This window comes from Thiomicrospira microaerophila, assembly GCF_023278225.1.
Lineage (GTDB): Bacteria > Pseudomonadota > Gammaproteobacteria > Thiomicrospirales > Thiomicrospiraceae > Thiomicrospira > Thiomicrospira microaerophila_A.
On the sequence record NZ_CP070959.1, the window covers coordinates 382316 to 406176 of the forward strand.

The following is a 23861-nucleotide window of genomic DNA, read 5'->3' on the forward strand; positions in this document are numbered from 1 at the left end:
TCATGTCACTGTTTAATATTATGGACATTTCCGGCACAGGGATGCATGTTCAAACCATTCGTTTGAATACTGTGGCATCGAATATGGCTAACGTGGATAGTATTAGTTCTAATGCTGATGAAACCTATAGGTCAAAACAACCTGTATTTCAAACTATCTTGGATCAACGAACCGGTGAGCCAAGAAATGGTGTAAGAGTCAAAGAAATTGTAGAAAGCCAAGCACCGTTGAAAATGGAATATAGCCCTAATCACCCGATGGCGAACGAGGAAGGTTATATTTTTCGACCCAATGTTAACGTGGTGGAAGAAATGGCAAACATGATGTCCGCATCGCAAACCTATCAAACGAATGTTGAAGTATTGAATACTTCAAAGCAACTTTTATTACGCACTATCCAGCTTGGAAAAGGCTAGGAGTTAAGTCATGAGTATTTTACCCAGCACACAGACTAAAACCGAGGCGTTGCAGCAACCGGGTAATCCGGCAGCCTTTGCACCGAGCACGGCACTTGGGCAGAAGGATTTTTTACTTCTGTTAACCACTCAGATGATGAACCAAGATCCAACACAGCCAATGGATCCTACTGCTTTTGTTAGTGACTTAACACAGATGAGTCAGCTGGAAGCAACGGCACAGTTAAACCAGTCAGTGATGGCGATGACGGCGGGTTTCCAAAATTTACAAGTGATGCAGGCCTCCAGCATGATTGGCAAAAATGTGGTGGCGAAAGGCGAGGTTTTTTCTCACCAAGCGGGTGAAGCCTCAACCATTCGACTAAACACCAGTGAGCCTTTAAAAGATGCCAAATTAGTGATAACCAATGGGTCAGGCGTGGTTAGAGAGTTGAGTTATCCAAGCTTAGCGCGTGGCGATACCTCTATCAGTTGGGATGGTAAAAATGCTGCAGGTTTAGATATGACATCGGGTGAATACCAACTGGTGGCCTATGGTTATAACGCAGAAGGTGATATTAAATCAGTCAATAGTTATGTCGGCACTTCCGTTAGAAGTGTTTCAGTTGAGCCAGACGGTAGCATGATGCTGACCTTGGCGACCGGAGAGCGCGTCAAAATGGATGCGGTTCGAGAAATAAGTTAATTTTTACAGGGGATTATCATGTCAGCATACGATTTAAATGCATTAAGTGGCATCAACGCCATGTCACAAGGCCTGTCAGTGGTCTCGAACAACCTTGCCAACGCGCAGTCGATGGGCTTTAAGTCGTCGCGTGCAGAATTTGCCGATATGTTTTCGGGTGCGCAAACTACGCCGGGTAATGGGGTAAGGGTCAATTCGATTACCCAAGATTTTTCTCAGGGCACGATCACTGCAACTGGCCGCGAATTAGATATGGCAATTGATGGAGATGGTTTCTTTATCCTTGAAGATAAGTCGGGTAAATATAGTAATCTCTATACGCGTAATGGTTCGTTTAAGCTTGATAAAGAAGGCTTTATCACTGATCAAATGGGGAATAATTTGCTGGGTTTTAACCTTAATGCAGAGCTTTCCAATGAAATGAACGCGGTGTTTGATACGGCTTTAAAGCCGATCAATTTAGCTGATCTAAACCGTACGCCTAAAGCAACAGATGAAATGACTTATAACATCAACTTAAACGGTGAGCAGTTAGCGAATACGGATCCAACGCGAATTAACAACGGTAATGACCTTGATGACGATTCTGTCGGGGCGACGGAAAACTTGCAGAGTTTATTCGGATTGCAGGGCGTTAACGCGTATCAGGGTTTCCCAGATTTTATTTACCCTAAACCTATCCATGATAGCTTAGGAGGAGAGCACACATTAAATAGTAATTTTTACAAGCGTGATGTGGTGCCTGCTGATATTTCTGATATTGATGCAGAGGGTAATGATCCAGCAGTTTCACTTCAGCCTGCGGTGAAGTATACCTCTTGGTTAGTACAGTATGAAATTGTAGATAGGGATGGTAACCGAACGGCTGAAATTGCTAACCAAGCAACCGGTAATGCGATTGACGGTGTAACGTCACAGGTGTACGAGCTAAGATTTAATACTAATGGTGAGCTCATTGGTATTTGGCAGCCTGTGGATTATGCCGCTGGAACTTCTTTGGATGGCGCTACAGCTATTGCTACTGATGCTGACTTTGCTCCACTGATAGCAGGGGTTGCCAACTCTAATGTTGATCCAGCTGTTGCCGCACAAAACCTTGCCTTTGAGAGAGTGAGTGGTACACGGCCATCGTTAAATTTTGTAGTTAATAACCCGCTTACTGGTGCAACGGATCCATTAGGTGGGCCGATTCAAGGAACAACTCCAACTCAATTTAATATTGCGGTTGATTTTGATGACATGACACAGTTTGCGGGTGATTATCTGTTGCGTGGTGTGACGCAAAACGGTTATAAAATTGGTGATCTGGTGGGGTTGACCACTAACCGTGAAGGGGTGATTGAAGCACGTTATTCTAATGGTCGTTCGATTCCGGTTGCTCAACTCGCTTTGGGTAACTTTAATGACTTGAACGCTTTAGAAAAGCTCGGTGGACAAATGTACGCTGAATCGTTTGGTTCGGGGCCGGTGCAAATCTCTAAAGCGGGCTCGGGTGTTGTCGGAGCAATTCAAGCGGGTTCATTGGAGTATTCGAACGTCGATACCGCCGGTGAGCTGGTGAAAATGATTCAGTTACAACGCACCTACCAAGCCAGTGCGCAGGTGATTTCAACCTCTCAGGAATTAACGCGAACTATTTTGAACCTTTAATACTTAAGTTTTTTTGTTTTCTGGTCTTGCCGGCAAATCATTTTGATTGCCGGCTTTTTTGTTTTAGCGGTTTTCTAAGCTGGCAGTTTCAAGTTAAATCAGTCAAAATACACGGTTTAAAACCCTAGAGACAGGAAGTTCCGTTGAAGCGTCAAGACTTTTACTTTGAATTGCCGGATCATTTAATTGCGCAACAACCGGCTAAACAGCGCCGAGCCAGTCGCTTGCTGGTTGTTCAAGATGCGCAGTGCCAAGATAAATCCTTTGCGGATTTAATCGATTTTATTCAACCGAATGACTTATTGGTGTTTAACAATACACGCGTGATTCCTGCACGTTTGTTTGGTAAAAAGGCAACTGGTGGTCAAGTTGAACTTTTAATTGAGCGGATTACTGGTGACAACACGGCGCTTTGTCATATACGTTCATCCAAATCGCCCAAACCGGGTGCCGTGTTAAGGATTGAAAAGGTGTTTGACGTTGAAGTGACCGGGCGGCAAGATGCGTTGTTTGAAGTCAAATTTGATGCGACCAATACACCGCTAGAATGGCTGGAGCAATACGGGCATATGCCATTGCCACCTTACATTGCGCGTGAAGATGCGGATGAAGACAAAGAACGTTACCAAACTGTGTATGGTTCGCGTCCGGGTGCGGTGGCTGCGCCAACAGCGGGGTTGCATTTTGATGAGGCGATGTTGGCGGCGATCAAACACAAGGGCGCGGATATTGGTTTTGTTACCCTGCATGTCGGCGCGGGTACGTTTAAACCGGTGCAGGTGGATAATATCAGCGAGCATAAAATGCATTCAGAATGGCTGGAAGTACAACCAGGCCTGGTTGAACAGGTGGCCAAAGCGCGTGAATTAGGTGGGCGAGTGATTGCAGTCGGAACCACGTCGGTACGTTGTTTGGAATCCGCCTCGGTTGATGGCGAGCTGAAGCCTTTTACCGGTGAAACCGATATTTTTATTAGCCCAGGTTATCAATTTCAGCAGGTGGATGTGTTGTTAACGAATTTCCATTTGCCCGAATCTACCTTGATTATGCTGGTCAGTGCGTTTGCCGGTTATGAGGCTACGATGAGTGCTTACCGCCATGCGGTTGCCGCGCAATACCGATTTTTTAGTTATGGCGATGCCATGTTGGTTTTTAAACAGAATAGAGATGACGATGGAATTTGAATTAGATAAACAGGATGGTCGAGCGCGGCGCGGACGGCTAAAGTTTGCGCGCGGTACAGTTGAAACCCCCGCCTTTATGCCGGTGGGAACCTATGGTTCGGTAAAAGGTATGACGCCTGAAGAAATTACTGAAACTGGTGCACAGATTATTTTGGGCAATACGTTTCATCTAGCGATCAGGCCGGGTACCGAGATTATTAAACTGCACGGTGATTTGCATGATTTTATGCATTGGCAAGGGCCTATTTTGACCGATTCAGGCGGTTTTCAGGTGTTTAGCTTGGGCAAAATGCGCAAGATCACCGAAGAAGGCGTCACCTTCGCTAACCCGGTTAATGGTTCAAAAATATTTATGGGACCGGAAGAGTCGATGCAAATACAGCGCGACTTGGGTTCGGATATTGTGATGATTTTTGACGAATGTACGCCTTATCCAGCGACACATTTAGAGGCCGATGTGTCGATGCGTTTGTCGTTACGCTGGGCGCAGCGTTCTAAAGATGCGCATGGCGACAATCCATCGGCCTTGTTTGGCATAGTGCAGGGTGGGATGTATGAGGATTTAAGAAAAGATTCCGCTGAAAAATTACAACAGATCGGCTTTGATGGCTATGCGATTGGCGGTCTGTCGGTGGGCGAACCTAAAGAAGACATGAAGCGTGTGTTGGATGCGACCGAGCCATTATTGCCGAAAGACAAGCCGCGTTATTTAATGGGTGTTGGCAAGCCGGAAGATATTGTCGAGGCGGTGCGTCGGGGCATTGATATGTTTGACTGCGTGATTCCTACGCGTAATGCACGTAATGGATTTTTGTTTACCCATAGTGGAGTAGTTAAAATTCGTAATGCCGTTAATAAAACCAGCCTTGAGGCGATTGACGCTCAATGCGATTGTTATACTTGTAAAAACTATACCCGCGCCTATTTACACCACTTGGATAAGTGCGGTGAAATTCAAGGGGCAAGACTCAATACGATTCACAATTTACATTATTATCAGATGCTGATGCGTGATTTACGTGCCGCGATTGCAGAAGCACGTTTCGATCAATTTGTAACTGAGTTTTATCGTGCGCGTGGCTTAGAGGTTCCTGATTTGTAAGCGAGTGCTGTCCTTGCGTGAGTGTTTTGGTTCATGTAAAGACTGAATAGCACAGGTGTACTATCGTGCTTGAGGTTAAAAAAGCTGATTTTTATTGCAGCTTGTGCCAAAATACAGCGACAAAATTTTAAACAATCTTGATTATGGAGTATTTTATGGACTTTTTTATTAGTAATGCGATGGCTGATGGCGGCGGTTCTGGTGGTGCAGGTTGGGAAGGACTGATTCCGCTTATTTTGTTGTTTGTTATTTTCTACTTCCTGTTAATTCGTCCTCAGCAGAAAAAAGTTAAAGAACACCGCAAGTTAGTCAGTGAAATTCAAAAGGGCGATGAAATTATTACCTATGGCGGTATTGGCGGTAAGATTCGTGAACTGGATGACGCATTTTGTGATTTGGAAATTGCACCTAATGTAGTGGTCAAGGTTGATCGTCAAAATATTGCACGTTTACTCCCTAAAGGCACCTTAAAAGGTACCGCTAAACCGGAAAACAAAAACGCGAAGAAAGATGATGAGGCTGAGTTTGATAACGAGTCGGTAGAAAATACTGATAAAACCGAAAAGCAAAACTAATGTTTTGATTAGGTGTGAAAAGGGGCGTGTGCCCCTTTTTTCATTCGCTTGATGTTTTTAAACCACTTTCAGAATTACCAAGCCCCATTTAAAGGCAATACACATGTTTGAATCTCAACGATCCTTGGTCTCAAATCGCTTTCCAATGTGGAAGTATCTTGTTCTAATTACCGCTGTTGTTTTAGGGCTTACCTATGCTATGCCTAACCTGTTTGGTGAAGACCCAGCTATTCAAATTTCTCCGGCACAAGTGGGGCAGTTTAACCAACAGACGACCGAACGAATTGAACAAACCCTGTCACAAGCTGGCCTGGTACCTAAAGTGCTAGAGTTTGATGGTCAACAATATTTAATCCGATTTGACGATGTTGAGTCTCAGCTACGTGCCAATGACGTAATTCGTGAAGAGTTTGGTCGTCAAGCGATTGTGGCATTGAACCTTGCTCCGGCGACACCGAATTGGTTACGTGCTCTTGGCGGACAACCGATGTATTTGGGGCTGGATTTGCGCGGGGGGGTGCATTTCTTGATGGATGTCGATATGGATGCCGCGGTTGAAGGGGCTTATCGACGTTTTGACGATGAGATTCGGGTATTGTTGCGTGATGCACGCATACGTTATCAAGCGGTTGATTATGCCAATGAAACCCTGAGTGTAGTGTTCCGTACCCCGGATGCACGTGATCAGGGTTTTAATTTGCTTAATCGCGAATATCGAAATGAACTTGAAGTCCGCTCGGTGGATGTCGAGGGCCAATCCTTGGTCGAGATGCGCTTGTCTTCATCGGTGATTGCCGAAACCAAAAAATTTGCGTTGCAGCAGAACATTACCACCCTACGCAATCGTATTAATGAATTAGGCGTGGCGGAGCCGATTATCCAACAGCAGGGCGAGCGTCGAATTGTCGTACAGTTGCCGGGTGTGCAGGATACCGCGCGTGCTAAAGAGATTTTGGGTGCGACCGCAACCTTAGAGTTTCGTTTAGTGGATGAGCGTGCTGATGTTGATCGTGCCGTGCGTACCGGTGTTGTGCCAAGTAATGCGCAACTTTATCAGTTCCGTGATGGCCGTCCTATATTGCTACAGCGTAGTATTATTGTGTCGGGTGAAAGCGTGATTAATGCCCAGTCAGGGATTGATGCGCAACAGGGTTCACCTCAAGTAAGTGTGACATTGGATAGTGCCGGTGGTCGTCGGATGCTGGCCACCACCCGTGATAATATCGGCAACCGGATGGCGGTGGTGTTTATCGAAAGCCGGATTGAAACCGTCGAGCGCGATGGCGAGCTGGTACGTGAACGGATTGTCACGCGTGATGTAATTAATGCGGCCGTGATTCGTGATCAGTTTGCCAACCGTTTCCAAATAACCGGTATTTCCAGCTCACAAGAAGCGCAAAATTTAGCCTTGTTGCTCCGTGCCGGTGCGTTAGCCGCGCCAATGGAGATCGTTGAAGAACGTACGGTTGGGCCAAGCTTAGGTCAAGACAACATTGACCAAGGCCTGATGTCGGTGATTGTCGGCTTTGTTTTAGTCTTGATTATCATGGCTTGGCGTTATAAAACCTTTGGCATGATTGCCAATATTGCACTAACGTTGAACCTAGTGTTGATTGTGGCGGTGTTGTCGTTGATGCAAGCCACCTTAACGCTACCGGGTATTGCCGGGATTGTATTGACCGTCGGGATGGCGGTTGACGCCAATGTGTTGATATTCGAGCGGATAAAAGAGGAGTTGAAAAACTCTTCGATACAAACGGCGATTCATGCCGGTTATGAAAAGGCCTTTATTACGATTGCGGATGCGAATATCACTACCTTGATTGCCGCGATAGTGTTGTTTAGCTTTGGTACCGGACCGATTAAAGGCTTTGCGATCACCTTGACCATTGGCATTATTACCTCAATGTTTACAGCTATTGTTGGTACACGTGCGCTGGTGAATATGCTATACGGCAATAAGCCTGTTAAAAAATTGTCGATTTAGGAGCTTGAAATGACGGATACAACACAAACCATTGCAAGCCCAAATCAAACTGATTTTGGCAAAATAAACTTTATGAAAATCCGCTATCCGGCGGTGATTTTTTCTTTAATCTTAATGGCCGCCTCGGTGTTTGGCATTTGGTATAAGGGCTTGAACCTGGGTGTCGATTTTACCGGTGGGACAATTATTGAATTGACCTACCCTCAAGGTGCGGATTTAACGCTGATTCGTCAAGATTTAGCGCAAGCAGGTTATGACGAAGCCCAGGTACAGCATTTCGGTTCATCACGCGAAGTGCTGATCCGGATTGCCCCGCGTGAAGGCATGGCCTCCGCTACACTGAGTAACGAGGTGATGGATGCGCTGCAAAAAGCGTCGAGCGATACGATTGAGTTGCGTCGTGTCGAGTTTGTTGGCCCGCAAGTCGGTGAAGAACTGACAACGGACGGTGCTTTAGCGGTATTGTATGCGCTAATCGGCATTTTGATTTATGTCGCTTTGCGGTTTGAGTTCCGCTTTTCACTGGGTGCTATTGCCGCCCTGGTGCATGACATCACGATTACCGTCGGTATTTTCGCTTGGACGCAAATGCAGTTTGATTTAACGGTGTTGGCGGCCTTGCTGGCGATTATTGGTTATTCGCTCAACGACACAATTGTAGTGTTTGACCGCGTGAGGGAAAATTTCCGAACCGTGAGGGATGGCACGCCTGTTGAAGTGTCTAATAAAGCTCTGAATGATATGCTAGGCCGTACCTTAATGACCTCCTTGACCACCTTGTTAGTATTGGTGGCGTTGTTTACGCTGGGTGGTGAAATTATTCATGGTTTTGCTACTGCGTTAATTGTAGGTGTTGTGGTGGGTACCTATTCTTCAATCTATGTTGCCAGTACCACGGCCTTAGCCTTAGGTGTGTCAAAACAAGACTTGATGCCGCCGGTGAAAAAACAAACGGAGAACGGTGAAGAGGAAGATGATGATCTCAAACGCGCTTTCCTTGAAGCTGAAGCCAAACGTAAACAAAAAGATGAAGAGACCAAATAGCGTTTTCATTCGTCATTGATTTTTATTTGTGAAATATTCGGGATGTACCCCCGCTTTGGCGGGGTTGTCGCAAAACCTCAACAAAAAAGTAGAACCCATTCATGTCGCTGATATTAGAAACCACTCGCCGTCGCACCTTTGCGATTATCTCTCACCCTGACGCCGGTAAAACCACGGTAACCGAAAAACTGTTGCTGTACGGTGGAGCCATTCAAATGGCCGGTGCGGTGAAAAGCCGTAAAACCGATCGCGGTGCAACGTCAGATTGGATGAAAATGGAGCAAGAGCGTGGGATTTCGGTGGCGTCGTCAGTGATGCAGTTCCCCTATCAAGACGTGATGATGAACCTGTTGGATACACCTGGGCATGAAGACTTTTCCGAGGATACCTATCGGGTTTTAACCGCAGTGGATTCGGCACTGATGGTAATTGACGTAGCCAAAGGGGTCGAGGATCGCACAATTAAGCTGATGGAAGTCTGCCGATTACGTGATACGCCGATTTTGACCTTTATCAACAAACTTGACCGTGAAGGCAAAGAACCGATTGAGTTGTTGGATGAAGTCGAAGAGGTGTTAAAAATTCAGTGCGCCCCGATGACCTGGCCGATTGGCATGGGTAAACGTTTTAAGGGTATTTACCATTTATATAACGATACGATTCGGTTATTTGCCCAAGCTGATGGTCAGCGTGCCGGTGAAGGTGAGCTGATTCAAGGCTTGGATAACCCAAGGTTGGATGAACTTATTGGCAGCATGGCGGATGAGTTACGTGATGAAATCGAATTGGTGCGCGGTGCCAGTCACGCATTTGATTTGACGGCCTTTTTGCAAGGCAAGCAAACGCCGGTGTTTTTTGGCTCTGCGGTGAATAACTTTGGCTTGCAAGAGCTGTTGGATGGGTTTGCGATGTATGCGCCACCGCCAAAAGGCCGTGAAACCGAAGACCGTTTTGTTAAGGCAGAAGAAGACAAGATGACCGGGTTTGTATTTAAAATTCAAGCCAACATGGATCCTGCCCACCGTGATCGTGTGGCGTTTATGCGGATTGTGTCGGGCAAATACGAGGCGGGTAAAAAACTCAAACACGTGCGGATTGGTAAGGACGTAAAAATTTCTAAGGCGATTACCTTTTTAGCGAATAAGCGTGAGCAGGCTGAAGAAGCCTATCCGGGCGATATTATCGGCTTACATAATCACGGCACGATTAAGATCGGCGATACCTTTACCGAAGGCGAGATTTTAAAATTTACCGGTATCCCTAATTTTGCACCGGAGTTATTCCGCCGGGCGCGTTTGAAAGATCCGATGAAAATGAAAGCCTTGCAAAAAGGCCTGACACAATTATCTGAGGAAGGTGCAACCCAGCTCTATCGCCCGATTAACAATAACGATTTAATTTTGGGCGCAGTCGGCATACTTCAGTTTGAAGTGGTCGCGCAGCGTTTGGCCGATGAGTACAACGTGGCTTGTCAGTTTGAGCCGGTAAATGTCGCCACCGCGCGATGGGTGATTGGTGACAAGGCCGAGATTGCCAAGTTTTTGGATAAGGTGACTGATAACGTGGCTTATGATGCGGCCGATCAGTTGGTCTATATCGCGCCAACGCGGGTTAATTTACAATTAACCGAAGAACGCTGGCCCAAACTAAAGTTCGTCGCCACCCGCGAGCACTAAACTTTACTGAGTATTTGCTAAAGGGTGAGTTGAACAATTAACTTACCCACTTGTTGCACAATTTAGTGTTTATTGAGATACTAACTACAACAATCTTTTTGATCAGTATCTAATTCTGGGTGGTCAAACATGACAGCTTATCGTGTTTTTTTCGTCATATTGTTCTTTGCATCTTTTCTTTTTATTATTCAAGCTAATGCATCTGTCGGTCAGGTTGTATTAAAACTTGGTACGGTTGAGTTAGAAAGGTCTGGTGTCGTGATGAATCTTGAGATTGGTGATTCAATAGAGGAACAGGATGTTATAACTACCAAACCCGTGTCTAAAATTCAAATAGCTTTTATTGACGAAACAACTGTAACTTTAGGTGGGGCTACTCGCTTTTCCGTGCAAGGTTATATATCAGAGAACTCATCAAGTGATAAGGCAGACTTTGGTGTAACCCGTGGTACATTCAAAATTATAACCGGTAGAGTGAGTCAGATCGCTCCTGACAACTTTAAAGTTAAGACAAGAACCGCAACTATAGGTATTCGAGGCACGATCTTTACTGGAAAAGTTACTCCTGATAGGGAGTATTTTGCTACACAAATTGGTCGAATCATCGTAACTGAAGATTTGACAGGACGGTTTGTAGAAGTTCCAGCCGGCCAGTATACCGAGGTTATACCTGGTAGAACTCCCGATGTACCGAAAGCTACAACACCTGAAATTCATGATTTGTTTAGATTGGAGGGTGATAGTGATGAAGACAATCTTAACCAGGAAGTGGATCAGGATTTTGTTGATTTAGAACTGAGTGAATTTGGATCAGATTATCAAGCGTTGTCTCAAAATAGATTGATTGTTGAGGGTGGTACTGATTTAAGAACGGTTTACTCATCGACTAATGAAGAGGTATATACGGATGAAAAAAGAGAAAATATCCCCAAAATTACAGCAAAACCTTCCAGTCCGTCGGAAGGTTTCAATCATAACCAGGGGGAGTGGGTTTTTGATATTGATCAGTTAGTATGGCAATGGGAGTCCTATTCCCAGCCCGAAGCTCCAATTAGCCCAGCAGAAGGGTTTAATTTTAACCAAGGTGAATGGGTGTTTAACCAAGATGATTTTGTTTGGCAGTGGAGTGCATACAGTCAACCGATTGAGCCCTCAGAGCCAGCAGAAGGATTTAATTTTAACCAAGGTGAATGGGTGTTTAACCAAGATGATTTTGTTTGGCAGTGGAGTGCATACAGTCAACCGATTGAGCCCTCAGAGCCAGCAGAAGGATTTAATTTTAACCAAGGTGAATGGGTGTTTAACCAAGATGATTTTGTTTGGCAGTGGAATGCGTTCACTCAGCCTGAAGCACCTATAGAGCCAGCTGAAGGTTCAAGTTTTAGTCAGGGTGAGTGGGTATTTAATCAAGATCAATTTGTTTGGCAGTGGAGTCTTTACCCTGTCGCCTCACCCCCTCCTGGCTTGAATTTAACAGGAATGGTCGTTCAAAATATTACTCCCACTGGCGCAGGTAACCACTCTGTAGCTAAAGCAGAATCAATAAGTTATACATTTATAAATGGTAATTTAACGGCTTCCAATTCAAATCAGTTGAGTTTTTATAATTCAACAAATTTAAGTACATCAGTGGGTTCACAAAACTGGATTAAAAGTTATAGTGGCTTAGGTGAGCCTCAAACAGTTTATGTTGGTTTTGAGAAATTGACGGGGTATGAACTTAGTTTTATTGATAAAGATGGCAATTCAGAGGGGCCTGATCAAAGTATTCAGTTATTTAGAGATGAGAAAAGAGAGTTTTTTATAATTGCTTTGGATGATGCTAATGCTAACTCTGGTGGTCCGGAGTCTCTGAGCTATCGAGAGGTGATTGGATTAGCGGCCACAAGTCTTCCCTCTTCAGGTGTTGCTACTTATACTGATCCAGTGCCAGTTAACCCAGTGGATAGAAAGCAAATAAAATACAATTTTTCTAATAAGCAATTTTTGGGTTTTAAGATAAATGATAACTATGTTGACATGGTTCTTGGTAAAGAAAATGTGGCTAGCCATTATAACCTTCAAGGAACTGGGGTAAGTTATGATGCAGGTAATAAATCGATTTCTTTTTCTACTGATGTAAATAGCCATACTCTTAAAGGGAATATTTATGGCTCGGTTTATCAAGGGATTGCTTTCGTTACTGATACTACACCCCATCCTAATCCAATTAATCTAAATTCTACCATTCGTCCTGGGTATCGTACGGCTTACCAAGCAAGTAATGTATATCCGGCTACGGTAAATATTCATGGCTATGTTGCAAAAGAGCAATCACCGTCTCCTTCGACCAGCGATTCAGATATGGTTTTCGATATAAATACCGCAACAGGGCAAATTACCCTGGATATGGGGAATAAATATATGACGGGTGGGCCGCTCGATGGCGCATTTATTACGCCTAAGTCTTTTGGAGCTATTCGCGCTGATGCAGAATGGATCGTAGCTCTAGAAGGAGATAATACTTCGTTTGATAGTAATGAACACATAACTTGGGGTTATTGGGGCGATTATGATACTGGATCAACGACCGCAACAGGAGGAGTACCGCAATACTGGGTGGGTGGCTACAACGCAACTCAAGCCACTGCTCACTTGAATGCTCTTATTGGAGCAACCACGGCTACTTCTTATACTTATGTAGGTAGTGTTCTTGGAAGGGTTACAGATACGGGTGTTGCGGATACTATATCGGATGGTGTGGTAAACGCAGTTTTTCAATTTGGATCAAGCGTTGCTAATTTGAATTCGTTGAATATTAGCTTTACTAGTCATACTGTAAATCGTAGTTTTTTGATGTCAACCACACCAACTGTTGACTCTAGTGGGTTTTTCGTGCCAATTCAAGAAGATAGTGGTCCATTGAATGGCTTTGTGAGGGGGCGTTTTTTTGGATCAGATGCAGAAGCGATTGCTGGGGCATTAAAGTTATCAACGACAGACATTGATGTACAAGCTATTTTTCATGGAAAAAGATAATTTTGATTTGGGTTTTTATGTTATAGGGCGGCTTGCAAGTGTATGAAAAGAATAAATATAATCCCTTTTTTTGTATTATTAATAGTATCCACCCTGTTATCAATGGTAAGCCGTTCTGTTCTTGCACAAGAAAGACAAGGTATGGATTTGAATGAGGCATTTGATCAAGCTAAGGCTTACTACAATGCACGACAGTTTGATAAATCGCAGCAGGCATTTGAAAAGCTTTTAAGTAGGCAACTGCAGAGTTTAACCTTAAATTTTTACTTGGGTCAGTCTGCATTGGAGTTAAAGAATTACAATCAAGCTATGGCTGCTTTTGATCGAGTGTTAATCTTAGATCCTAATCATATGCGGACCCGCTTGGAACTTGCCCGACTTTATTTTGAGGTAGGGCAATTTCAACTGGCTGAACAGGAGTTAGATTTAGTGCTTACTTCGAACTTACCTGACAATGTAAGACAAAATGTATTGGCTTTTAAATCTCGTTTGGAGCAGGAACAAAAACGACATCAACATCAATTTACTTATGTTTTTGGTATAAATCATGATACAAATGCAACGAATCAGATTGGTGCTGACTCAGAGTTTGTGATTAATTCCCCTATTGGAGAAATTCCATTAAGTGGTAACAAGGAAGTTTCGGATTGGGGCTTGAGTCAGACGCTTATATATAATCATTTTTATGATATAGGTGAGTTAAGAGGATGGGTTTTCGAAAATCAATTGCTAGGATTTCATCGTTGGAACAGAAGTGTATCGCAGAATAACCTTGTTTATTTATCAGGTTCTATAGCCCCAACCTATTTATCGCAAACTTATAGGTTGGGTTTTCCAGTTGAGCTGGATAGGGTATGGTTAGATTCAGAGGATTATTTTACAAGTTACTCAGCCGGTATCTCATTGCGACAGTCAATTCAGCAAAATCAAGCGATTATTACAAGCTATATCTATAGAATTTTTGATTATGATAAATTGGATGAACGAGACTCACATAGTCATATTCTAAATTTGGGATATCGATATGCAATGATGTCCACCCCTGTGACCTGGGGGGTTACACTTGTTAATGAGATTCGCCGTCAGCGATCTCAGCAGGCAATAGATCCAGTTTCACTGGATGAAATGCAATTACGTTTTGATATTGCACGTCCGGTGGCAGAAAAATGGCGGTTGGGCTTGACAGCCAGTTATCGGCAAATTGATTATTCTTCTTATGATGATATGTTTGCTAGCAAAAGAAGAGATCAGATTACTCGTACCGATTTTAATGTTAGTTACCAACTTAGCAGTAATGCGCTGGTTTCAACTCAATTTGGTTATGTTTCCAATGGCTCTAATCAAGCAATTTATGATTTTGACAAGGTAACGACTAATATTAGTCTAATCATGAGGTTTTAGTTTGCTACGAATTGCCTTACAGATTTTATTGTTCTGTTGGGTATTGGCTATAAGTCTTTATATATCGCTTTTCAAAATGGAATGGATTGTCCCTTTTGAGTTAAAGCTGAAAGATAATATGATGATTTTACAGGGTATTAGGCCTGTTGATTCGACATTTGTGATTGTTGACATTGACGAAAAAAGCTTAAGTGAAATCGGTCAGTGGCCATGGCCTAGAGATCAGGTAGCTCAACTTATAAATCAATTAGCTGATTTAGATGTGGGGATGATTGGTTTAGATGTGGTTTTTGCTGAAGCGGATAATAGTTCTCCGCAACGGATTTTTGACCGACTGGGGTTAAGTACTGAGATTGAATTACCTGATTTTGATATAATGTTGGCGGAAGCTGTTGCGAATACGCCGACTATTTTAGGGTATGTGTTTATTCAAAATCCTGACCCCCTGCCTCCAGGCCTGGCACCAGCTAGTCGTGCCATTATTGTAGAACGCAATAAGCCAGATATATCTTATCTCTTTAAGCCTTATCGTGCGGTTTTAAATATACCTGCAGTGCAAAATGCTGCTTTTTCTAGCGGTTATTTTAATACCCTGCCTGATCAAGATGGGTTGGTACGCTCCATTCCTTTGGTTATGGAATATGATGGCATACTTTATCCATCTCTGTCTCTTGAAATGATGCGCATTGCGCTAGGTGAGAGTCGGCTCACCATTGATTATGAAGCGCACGGCGTTGATGCAATTTATTTAGGCGATATTCGGATCCCAACGGATCCATTCGGAAGAATGGCGGTTAATTTTAGAGGCCCGGCTTTTCAGTATCACTATATTTCTGCATCTGATATTATGTTTCAACGGGTAGATAAGTCTGACTTGATGGGGAAAGTTGTATTGATTGGTACATCAGCAGCTGGTTTGTTAGATCTTAGAGCAACGCCTTTTGATAGTGTTTATCCTGGTGTAGAGGTACATGCTACTGCAATGGATAATATTCTTAACGAGGATTTTCTTGCAAAGCCGATGTGGGTGTTAGGGGTTGATCTAGTTAGTTTAGTTATTTTGGGTATTTTGGTAGCTTTATTATTGCTCATGCTGGGTTCTGTCATGAGTTTTTTGTTAGCTAGCATACTTTTGGCCTTAGTGTGGTTTGGCCATTACTATGCGTTTACTCAGGGTTTACTGCTGAATACATTAATGCCATTAATGTTGATATTTTTGTTGTTTACATTTGGTACTTTGCTAAATTATTTTTTTGAATCAAAACAAAAAGCCCTGATTAAAGCCCGTTTTGCTCAAAAAGTTTCACCAGCAGTGGTGGAGGAGTTAATAAATCATGCGGACGACTTGGTGCTTGAAGGCAAGCAGCTGGAAGTTACCATCTTTTTTAGTGACATTCGTGGTTTTACCAGTTTATCCGAAGCTATGGGCTCCCCTCAATCGCTTATCGAACTTTTAAATCGTTATATGACCCCGATGGTTGATGTCATCACTGCACGTCAAGGCACGGTGGATAAATTTATTGGTGATGCCATTATGGCCTACTGGAATGCGCCAATCCAGATTAAGGATCATGCAGACCAAGCACTGAAAGCATCAATCGAACAAATATTGGCTTTGGACACGCTTAATCAGCAATTAAAAGCTGAAGATTTACCGCAAATTGAAATTGGAATTGGTTTGAATACAGGTTTAGCTGTGGTAGGTGAAATGGGCTCTGTCGGTCGCTCTGATTATACATGCATTGGTGACTCAGTAAATCTTGCTTCACGAGCAGAAGGCTTATGTAAACCTTATGCGGCTCATATTGTGTTAACGGAATTTACCTTAGCTGCTTTGAGCAATTGCGAGCTGTATAAAATTCGATTTTTAGATAAAGTGCGTGTAAAAGGGAAGGCTCAGCCAGTAGCCGTTTATGAATGTTTTGGTTTAGAGAACCAGGCCTGGTATGCGTATCCAGTTGAAGAAAAAATGGCCTATGAGGCGGCGCAAAAACTTTATCATCAGGCTGATTTTCAGCAAGCGTTACAAAGCTTCGAACAATTACAATCCGATTATCCTCAAGCACTCTATGCTATGTATATTCAACGTTGTCAGCATTATCTTCAAAATCCGCCTGACAGTTTCGACGGTGTATTTACACTGACAACTAAATAGGACGATGTTTTGTCAGAGCAATTTATTGATTTCATTGGTTTAAAGATTCCAATTAAAACTCACCCGCGTCGTACACGATTAGCCTTGCGGATTGCCGCTAATGGCGAAGTGGCCTTGCTTGCTCCAACCCAAGCTAGTATCAAAAGTATTTCGGCGTTTGCTAAGGCTCACCAGGCCTGGTTGACGCAAAAGCTGGCGTTGTTTGCGCAACGACCGGCCTTGCCAACCTTCAACTGCTCAGCAGGCGAGCGTTGGCCCTATCTGGGGCAGGAGTTAGTTTTACAGTTTCATCCACAAACCAGTGTTGAGCGTTATGCGGAGTGCTTGTTTTTACCTGAAACAACCGATAAGGCATGGCAAGTATTGGTAGGCTGGTATCAAACACAGGCTAAGCTCTATCTGCCGTCACGTTTTGATTTTTGGATTCAATATACCGGTTTGCAACCAACAAGCTTACAAATAAAAAGCTATAAATCGCGCTGGGGCAGTTGTGATCGTCTTCGGCGGATTCAACTTAACTGGAAGCTGATTGCGATGCCGCAATGGGTGATTGATTATGTGATGGTGCATGAACTCTGCCATTTAGCGCATATGAATCACTCGCCGGCATTTTGGCGTTTGGTTGAACAGCATTATCCCAAAACGTCAGACGCTAAACGTTGGATGAAAACCCATTCCCCAGCAATTATGCGCCAGCTTACGCCTTAAAGGTTAATTTTATGACATTGCATCTCACCGCGAATTCCCGTTTAACCCAAGCATTAAAAACCCAGTTTGCGTTGCAAAACGACGCCAGCGTCAGTTTGACGCCAAGGGTTCAAACCTGGGGGCAGTTTTGGCAGAGCTGGCAGCAGCAGGCCTGGTTGCGGGGGGAACTGCCGCTTAACTTGCCGCGTTTGATTTCAGCGTTTGAAGCGACGCAGTATTGGCAACAGCTTTTGGAACACCATTCGCCAACGGCCTTGTTGAACCTTGCAGATACCGCCAAGCAACTCTACCAGGCCTGGTGCTTATGGCTGGAGTATCAGGATCAAACGCCATTGGAATTTGTCACCCCAGAAGGCCGTTTGTTTGATCTGTGTCGCCAAGATTACCAGGCCTGGTTAAGTCAGCAGGGTTTTATCGACGAACCGCTGTTAATGCAGCAACGGCTGGATTGGTTTTCACAGGGTAAGGGGAGTTGTCCGTCTGATGTGGTGTGGCATGGTTTTGATGAACTCACGCCAAACATGAAACGCTGGCAAAGCCTGGCGGAGCAGCGCGGTGGTCAGCAGCGTTTGGCAGTTGAGGCGACGCAACAACACAAGCCATCGCAGCTGTATCCCGCTGCTGACTCGCGGGATGAATGCCAGCAAGCCGCCTTGTTTGCCACCGAGGTTTTACAGCAGGCGCTTGCCAATCAGCAACCGCTTAACGCGATTCGAATAGGGATAGTGGCGCCCAATCTTGCTGAGATCAAATCGCCGATCGCGTTTTGGCTTGATCAGGCGTTGTATCAAGCGTTTGAAGACCATCCGCTGCTCGCGCAGCATTCGACCGAACGCCTGTATAACATTTCGTTAGGCACGCCTTTAAGTCAGTTGCCCTATATCGCATTTTTACAGCAAACCTTAACCATGGCGGCCAAGCCAAAACAATCACTGGCCTATCAAGATTGGAGTCAATGGCTGACATCGCCGTTTCAGTTGGGCGAGCTGGCTGCACGTCAGGGCTTGGATAATCAATTGCGTAAATTGCAATGGGCACAGATTAGTTGGCTCGAATTGCCCCAGCGTACCGAGCATTTAAGCTGGCCGAAGGCGCTGATAGATTTATTAGCGGGTTTGCAGGCGCATAGTCCCACCACACCCTCTATGACACAGGGGCAGTTTGTTGATTGGGTGTTGCATTGCGTGAGCCTGTTGGATGCCAAACTGGCGGGCTTGAGTTCTGAAATTTATCAACAACGCGAAAAGTGGCAACAGACGCTAGACGGTTTTGCTGCCTTAGCCGCGCTGCCTAAAAAGCAAAGCCTCAGCACATGGCTTAGCCAATGGCAAGCCTATCAGGCACAAACCCTACATCAGGCGCAAAGCACTTGGCTTCAGCCCATTCAAGTCATCGGTATGCTCGAAGCCGGTGGACAACGTTTTGATGCGCTCTGGGTGGTGGGTTTGGATGACGAAGCCTGGCCAAGGCCACCACAGCCGAATGCGTTTTTACCGCTTGCTTGGCAACGCGCGCAGGCCTGTCCGCGTTGTGATGCGCAACGCGAATTGCATTATGCGCAAACCCTGACGCAACGTTTGCAGGCTAGTGCGCGCCAATCTGTGCTAAGTTATGCGCGCCAAAAAGGCGAAGCCATCAGTCTTCCGAGCCCATTGATTGCCAGCCTAATCGAAACCTATCAAGCGCACCTATTCCACGATGCCAGTCACCAGGCATGGTTACAGCGGCCTGAAATGCAATGGGTATTACAAAACCAAGCGCCGCCGATTTCGCTGGGTGAGCGGGTTCCTGGCGGTTCCGGTATTCTAAAAGCCCAAAGCCAATGCCCGCTGATGGCGTTTTTCGATTACCGCCTCGGCGCGAAGTACGGCTTGGATGGCGTCGAAGATGGCCTTGCCAGCACCGACCAAGGCCGGATTTTGCATCGTGTGTTGCAGCTGTTTTGGCAACAAACACGCACGCAAACGGCCTTGCTGGCTATGGATGGCAACGAACTTGAACAGCGTTTAACCGACTTGTTGAACACCGAGTTTAGCCCACTGCAAGCCCACTTCTCTGCCAGTTATCTTCATCAAGAACAGCAGCGCATGCTGGATTTATTGCGGCAATGGATGGCGCTCGAACAGGCGCGTCCGCTTGGATTTGAAGTGGTGGAAACCGAGCAGGAGCAGGTGCTGACCCTCGCGGGGATTGAATTTAAAATCAGTATTGATCGTATTGACCAAACCGAGCAGGGTAGGTTGGTGCTGGATTACAAAACCGGCCAGGCGACGATTAATGATTTACTTTGTGAGCCGATTCGCGCACCGCAGTTGGCGGTGTATCTACAGGCGGTGAGTGCGCCGATTGCCGGGTTGGGCTATGGTTTGTTGAGTTCTGATAAGGGCGTGAATTGGAATCTCTTGTCTGAGCAACCCGGTTTGGTGGCGAAAACCGGAAAAAATTGGCAAAAACTCAGTGAAAAAGGCGACTGGCAAGACGTACCTTGGGTGGATTTTATTGATTTCTTACAACAACAGGTTAATCAGCTGGCGCAGTCCTTACAACAGGGTGATGCTTCGATGCGTTTTGACAAGGAACAGGATTTGGTTTATTCGCCTTCGTTACTGGCCTTGCGGCTGCCGGAGGTCAAGGCACAACGCGCAAATATCACCGATGAAGACGATCTTCAACAGGAGTTGGATTAATGCAAGCGGATCTAAGTCATAACCCGAATTGGCACCCACAGTTGCAACTAGACAGCTTGGCGGACAGTGGCGCAAGGCTTGCGGCGATTAATCCGGCGTTTTCCTATATTGTTCAAGCCCCGGCCGGTTCAGGCAAAACCGCCTTGCTAACCCAACGGTTTTTAGCCTTATTAGCGCGGGTGAATCATCCTGAACAGATTGTGGCGATGACCTTTACCAAAAAAGCCGCGGCTGAAATGCGCGAGCGGGTTTTGCATGCGATTCAACAAGGTCTAAAGCTGCAGTGCGACAGCGATAAAATCTATGATCAAAATACTTGGCGTTTAGCGCGTGAAGTGGTGTTGCGTGATCAGCAGCAGGCCTGGTGCTTGTTAGATAACCCGAACCGTCTGCGGATTCGGACGATGGATTCGATCAACGGTTATCTGGTGCAGCAAATGCCGTTTTTGTCTAAATTGGGCACCCAGCCGAGTTTGCAACAAAACAGCGACGCGCTTTATGTGGAAGCCGCGCGCGCGGTATTGGCATCAGACGCGGTGCAAACCGAAAGTGCGGCCTTATTGCGTTTGGTCAATGGGCGTTATCGGCGTGCTGAAAACCAATTGGTTGGCATGTTGAAAAAGCGCGATCAATGGATGCGGATTTTATTAGGTGGCGCGGAGCGCGAACAGTTGCAACAGGCGCTTGAAGCCTTGGTCGATCAACAGCTCCGGCAGATCACGATGCAGCTGGCGCCCTTGCTGGATTGCGGTACGGATTTGCCGGATTTAGCCGCGTTTGCACTCAGCCATAAACCCGATTCAGCTTTGCATTCGTTGGCACAGGCACACTGGCCGTTAAACGCAGATTTAGCCGATCTGAACGCTTGGCGTGAGTTGGCGGGGTTTGTATTAACGCAAAAGGGTGAGCTGCGCAAAAAAGTCGATGCGCGTGCCGGGTTTCCCGCCAACGACAAACCCAACAAAGAAAAAATGCACGACCTGCTGGCCGAATTAGCGGTGCGTTTGTCACCGCAATCGATTAACGCATTGGCCGAGTTGATGGCCTTGCCAGCGCCGGAATATAGCGATCAACAATGGCAAGATCTCGCTCATCTCATTACGCTGCTTCGTCATGCGGTGGCGCATTTAAAATTGGCGTTTAAAACCGCCGGCCAAACCGATTTTATCGAAGTCGCACAAGCCGCCTCCGAAGCCCTGGGCGATGACGAACAACCGACCGATTTAGCCCTGCAGCTTGATTATCAGATTCAACATCTGCTGATTGATGAATTTCAAGATACCAGCGTAGGCCAATTTGAACTGGTGAAAAAACTGGTGCGCGGTTGGATGCCGGAGGATGGGCGGAGCCTGTTTATTGTGGGTGATCCGATGCAGTCAATTTATCGGTTTCGTGAAGCCGAAGTCGGAAATTTTTTGCAGGTCTGGCAAAATCGTGCCTTGCCGTTTAGGCTTACGCCACTGAATTTAACCGTCAATTTTCGTTCTAGCGCGGCGCTGGTGGATTGGTATAACCGCACCTTTGTCAAGGTTTTTCCAAGGCAGAATGATTTGGTGTTGGGGGCGGTCAGTTATGCCCATGCTCAAGCCAGTCCACAGGCGCAAGCAACGGCGGATCAAAATGAATTGGCGATTTACAGCCATTGGGCGGTGAATCGTTCGGTTTTGGACGAGGCGCAACAGATGGTCGCGCTGATTCAAACGCGCCTAGCCTCGCTAGACGATGAGAGCAAAACGATTGCCGTTCTTGGCCGTTCACGTTCGCATTTGGCGACCTTGGCCTATCAGCTTAAACAGCAGTCGGTGGCGTTTCGGGCGGTTGAACTAGAAGGTTTAGATCAACGTCAAGAAGTTCAAGATTGTTTGGCACTGACGCGTGCGCTCTTGCATGGCGCCGATCGCGGTGCTTGGATTGCATTATTGCGTGCACCGTTTATTGGCTTGAATTTGGCGGATGTATATCAAGTATTCGGTGCGGATAAAACAAAACGCTATGCGCCCGCCACCCAGTTGCTGTCTGACAAGCAGGCCTGGTTAGATTGTTCGGAAGACGGGCAACTGCGACTGGCGCAAGCTTGGCCCGTTTTGCAGCAAGCGATGGATTTAATCGGGGCGCAGCCGTTTTCGCGGATTATTCACCAGGCCTGGTGGCAATTAGGGGGCGCACAAACCCTCGATTCCGAAGTCGAGCTGGATAATGTTCAGGTGTTTTTTGAAGGTTTGGCACAGTGGGATCAGGAGCCCACGCCGCTGGATGCCCAGCAATTGGATCAATGGGTGCAAACCCTGTATGCCGGCGGCGATAGCTCGGTGCAGGCGCAAAGGGTGCAGTTGATGACGATGCACAAATCCAAGGGTTTGCAGTTCGATACCGTGATACTACCAGGCCTAGCTAAAAAGCCACGTCATAACGAGCGTGCCTTGGTCAACTGGTTAGAGTTCGCCAGCGATCAGGGTGAAGGTCTGGTATTGGCGCCACTGGATCGTTCCGGACAAAGCTCGGCGTTAAATGGTTTGATTGCCAAGGTTGAGCAACAAAAACAGCAATTTGAGGACGGGCGGTTGTTTTATGTCGCCGCGACGCGTGCGGAAAGCCAGTTGCATTTATTCGCCAGTCTAACCTTAACGCCGAGCCAAGCGGCCAAGGCGGATAATCAAATTCAACCGCCCAAAAATAGTTTATTGGCGCAGATTTGGTCACAGGTGGCTGGGGAATTTGCGCCATTGATTGACCAAGAAATAGAGCGCCAAGCCGGTGAAACCACAAGCGAAGCTCAGGCTGGTGATTGGGCCGCCTTGATAAAACATCGGCCTTTTCAGCCACTGCAAGCCCAAAACTGGCGGGCAACACCGGCACAGCCTTTACCCGACGTGAAACCAAGTCGGGCTAAAACCGCCGAGCAGCCTTCGACTTCAATTGACGCCACTGAATCGCCAGCAGGCTTAAGCCAAACTGCGGGTGTTAGCGCCAGACGCGTGGGCGATTTGGTACATGCGTTATTGCAGCAGGTGGTCGAACAGGGGCTAGACCAATGGAATAGCGCGCGGGTTGAACAAAGTCAGGCGATCTATCGCTATTGGCTAATGGAGCAGGGCGTGGTCGAGTCAGACGTCGATTCAGCGGTGGTGCGGGTTGTGCAATCAATGCGCAATGCGCTTGAGCATCCGCAAATGCGTTGGGCACTGAACAATCGCCATCAAGATTCAGCCTGTGAGCTGGCTTTAACCTCAAACACGCAGCAAATCGAAAACCATATTGTCGATCGGACTTTTGTCGATCAACAGGGCACGCGCTGGATTATCGATTACAAAACCAGCGCAGAGCGTGATGGCGACCGCCAAAAAACGCTCGATGAGCTCAGCGAGCAGTATCGTCCGCAACTCGAACGCTATGGCGCACTGTTTGCCCAGCTTGAACAACGCCCGCAAAAATGGGTGCTGTATTTCACCGAACTCGATGAATGGGTAGTGTTGTAATAGCCATCTTGGTAGCATTCTTGTGTTAGTGATTAAAGATAGCCAAGTTAGTTTGGTTTTGTTTGACTTAATTCAAATATTTCCTTGTGAAACCAAT

The 23861-nt window shown here is 45.9% G+C and carries 14 protein-coding genes and 1 pseudogene; all 15 read left to right on the plus strand.

Annotation, left to right across the window (positions count from 1 at the left end; genetic code table 11):
* The first annotated feature begins 2 nt into the window (after nt 1-2).
* On the plus strand, nt 3-416 hold the full coding sequence (flgC, locus tag JX580_RS01835; RefSeq protein ID WP_248851093.1) for a flagellar basal body rod protein FlgC: 414 nt from the start codon (nt 3-5) through the stop codon (nt 414-416).
* A gap of 10 nt (nt 417-426) precedes the next feature.
* Nucleotides 427-1101, plus strand: a complete 675-nt coding sequence (locus tag JX580_RS01840; protein ID WP_248851094.1) for a flagellar hook assembly protein FlgD — start codon at nt 427-429, stop codon at nt 1099-1101.
* A gap of 18 nt (nt 1102-1119) precedes the next feature.
* Nucleotides 1120-2751: a flagellar hook protein FlgE gene (locus JX580_RS01845; RefSeq protein WP_248851095.1), complete on the plus strand. Its 1632-nt coding sequence runs from the start codon at nt 1120-1122 to the stop codon at nt 2749-2751.
* Nucleotides 2752-2894: 143 nt separating this feature from the next.
* On the plus strand, nt 2895-3935 hold the full coding sequence (gene queA, locus JX580_RS01850) for a tRNA preQ1(34) S-adenosylmethionine ribosyltransferase-isomerase QueA (protein ID WP_248851096.1): 1041 nt from the start codon (nt 2895-2897) through the stop codon (nt 3933-3935).
* Nucleotides 3925-5037, plus strand: a complete 1113-nt coding sequence (gene tgt / locus JX580_RS01855; protein ID WP_248851097.1) for a tRNA guanosine(34) transglycosylase Tgt — start codon at nt 3925-3927, stop codon at nt 5035-5037. The genes queA and tgt overlap by 11 nt, the downstream gene beginning before the upstream one ends.
* A 155-nt stretch (nt 5038-5192) precedes the next feature.
* Nucleotides 5193-5510: pseudogene (yajC, locus tag JX580_RS01860) on the plus strand (preprotein translocase subunit YajC); the annotation flags it as partial.
* 205 nt (nt 5511-5715) lie between these two features.
* Entirely contained in the window at nt 5716-7599 is a 1884-nt protein-coding gene (secD, locus tag JX580_RS01865) for a protein translocase subunit SecD (RefSeq protein WP_248851099.1), read from the plus strand.
* Nucleotides 7600-7608: 9 nt separating this feature from the next.
* Nucleotides 7609-8643 carry a protein translocase subunit SecF gene (gene secF / locus JX580_RS01870; protein WP_248851100.1) on the plus strand — a complete coding sequence of 345 codons (1035 nt, stop codon included), beginning with the start codon at nt 7609-7611 and terminating at the stop codon, nt 8641-8643.
* Nucleotides 8644-8744: 101 nt separating this feature from the next.
* Nucleotides 8745-10319, plus strand: coding sequence for a peptide chain release factor 3 (locus tag JX580_RS01875; RefSeq protein ID WP_248851101.1), 1575 nt, complete (start codon nt 8745-8747; stop codon nt 10317-10319).
* A gap of 129 nt (nt 10320-10448) precedes the next feature.
* Nucleotides 10449-13337, plus strand: a complete 2889-nt coding sequence (locus tag JX580_RS01880) for a FecR family protein (protein WP_248851102.1) — start codon at nt 10449-10451, stop codon at nt 13335-13337.
* A 42-nt stretch (nt 13338-13379) separates the two neighbouring features.
* Nucleotides 13380-14738, plus strand: a complete 1359-nt coding sequence (locus tag JX580_RS01885; RefSeq protein ID WP_248851103.1) for a tetratricopeptide repeat protein — start codon at nt 13380-13382, stop codon at nt 14736-14738.
* A gap of 43 nt (nt 14739-14781) precedes the next feature.
* Nucleotides 14782-16893, plus strand: a complete 2112-nt coding sequence (locus JX580_RS01890) for a CHASE2 domain-containing protein (protein WP_349251695.1) — start codon at nt 14782-14784, stop codon at nt 16891-16893.
* A gap of 9 nt (nt 16894-16902) precedes the next feature.
* Nucleotides 16903-17601: a M48 family metallopeptidase gene (locus JX580_RS01895; protein ID WP_248851105.1), complete on the plus strand. Its 699-nt coding sequence runs from the start codon at nt 16903-16905 to the stop codon at nt 17599-17601.
* 11 nt (nt 17602-17612) lie between these two features.
* A complete protein-coding gene (locus JX580_RS01900; RefSeq protein ID WP_248851106.1) occupies nt 17613-20288 on the plus strand; it encodes a PD-(D/E)XK nuclease family protein in 2676 nt (891 codons plus the stop codon).
* Nucleotides 20288-23764, plus strand: coding sequence for a UvrD-helicase domain-containing protein (locus tag JX580_RS01905; protein WP_248851107.1), 3477 nt, complete (start codon nt 20288-20290; stop codon nt 23762-23764). Before JX580_RS01900 ends, JX580_RS01905 begins: the two co-directional genes overlap by 1 nt.
* Nucleotides 23765-23861: the final 97 nt, after the last annotated feature.

Excerpts from the sequence above, each read along its gene's own strand:
- flgC (WP_248851093.1), top strand. The coding sequence starts at position 3 with ATGTCACTGTTTAATATTATGGACATTTCCGGCACAGGGATGCATGTT.
- JX580_RS01840 (WP_248851094.1), top strand. The coding sequence starts at position 427 with ATGAGTATTTTACCCAGCACACAGACTAAAACCGAGGCGTTGCAGCAA.
- JX580_RS01845 (WP_248851095.1), top strand. The coding sequence starts at position 1,120 with ATGTCAGCATACGATTTAAATGCATTAAGTGGCATCAACGCCATGTCA.
- tgt (WP_248851097.1), top strand. The coding sequence starts at position 3,925 with ATGGAATTTGAATTAGATAAACAGGATGGTCGAGCGCGGCGCGGACGG.
- secD (WP_248851099.1), top strand. The coding sequence starts at position 5,716 with ATGTTTGAATCTCAACGATCCTTGGTCTCAAATCGCTTTCCAATGTGG.
- secF (WP_248851100.1), top strand. The coding sequence starts at position 7,609 with ATGACGGATACAACACAAACCATTGCAAGCCCAAATCAAACTGATTTT.
- JX580_RS01875 (WP_248851101.1), top strand. The coding sequence starts at position 8,745 with ATGTCGCTGATATTAGAAACCACTCGCCGTCGCACCTTTGCGATTATC.
- JX580_RS01880 (WP_248851102.1), top strand. The coding sequence starts at position 10,449 with ATGACAGCTTATCGTGTTTTTTTCGTCATATTGTTCTTTGCATCTTTT.
- JX580_RS01885 (WP_248851103.1), top strand. The coding sequence starts at position 13,380 with ATGAAAAGAATAAATATAATCCCTTTTTTTGTATTATTAATAGTATCC.
- JX580_RS01900 (WP_248851106.1), top strand. The coding sequence starts at position 17,613 with ATGACATTGCATCTCACCGCGAATTCCCGTTTAACCCAAGCATTAAAA.
- JX580_RS01905 (WP_248851107.1), top strand. The coding sequence starts at position 20,288 with ATGCAAGCGGATCTAAGTCATAACCCGAATTGGCACCCACAGTTGCAA.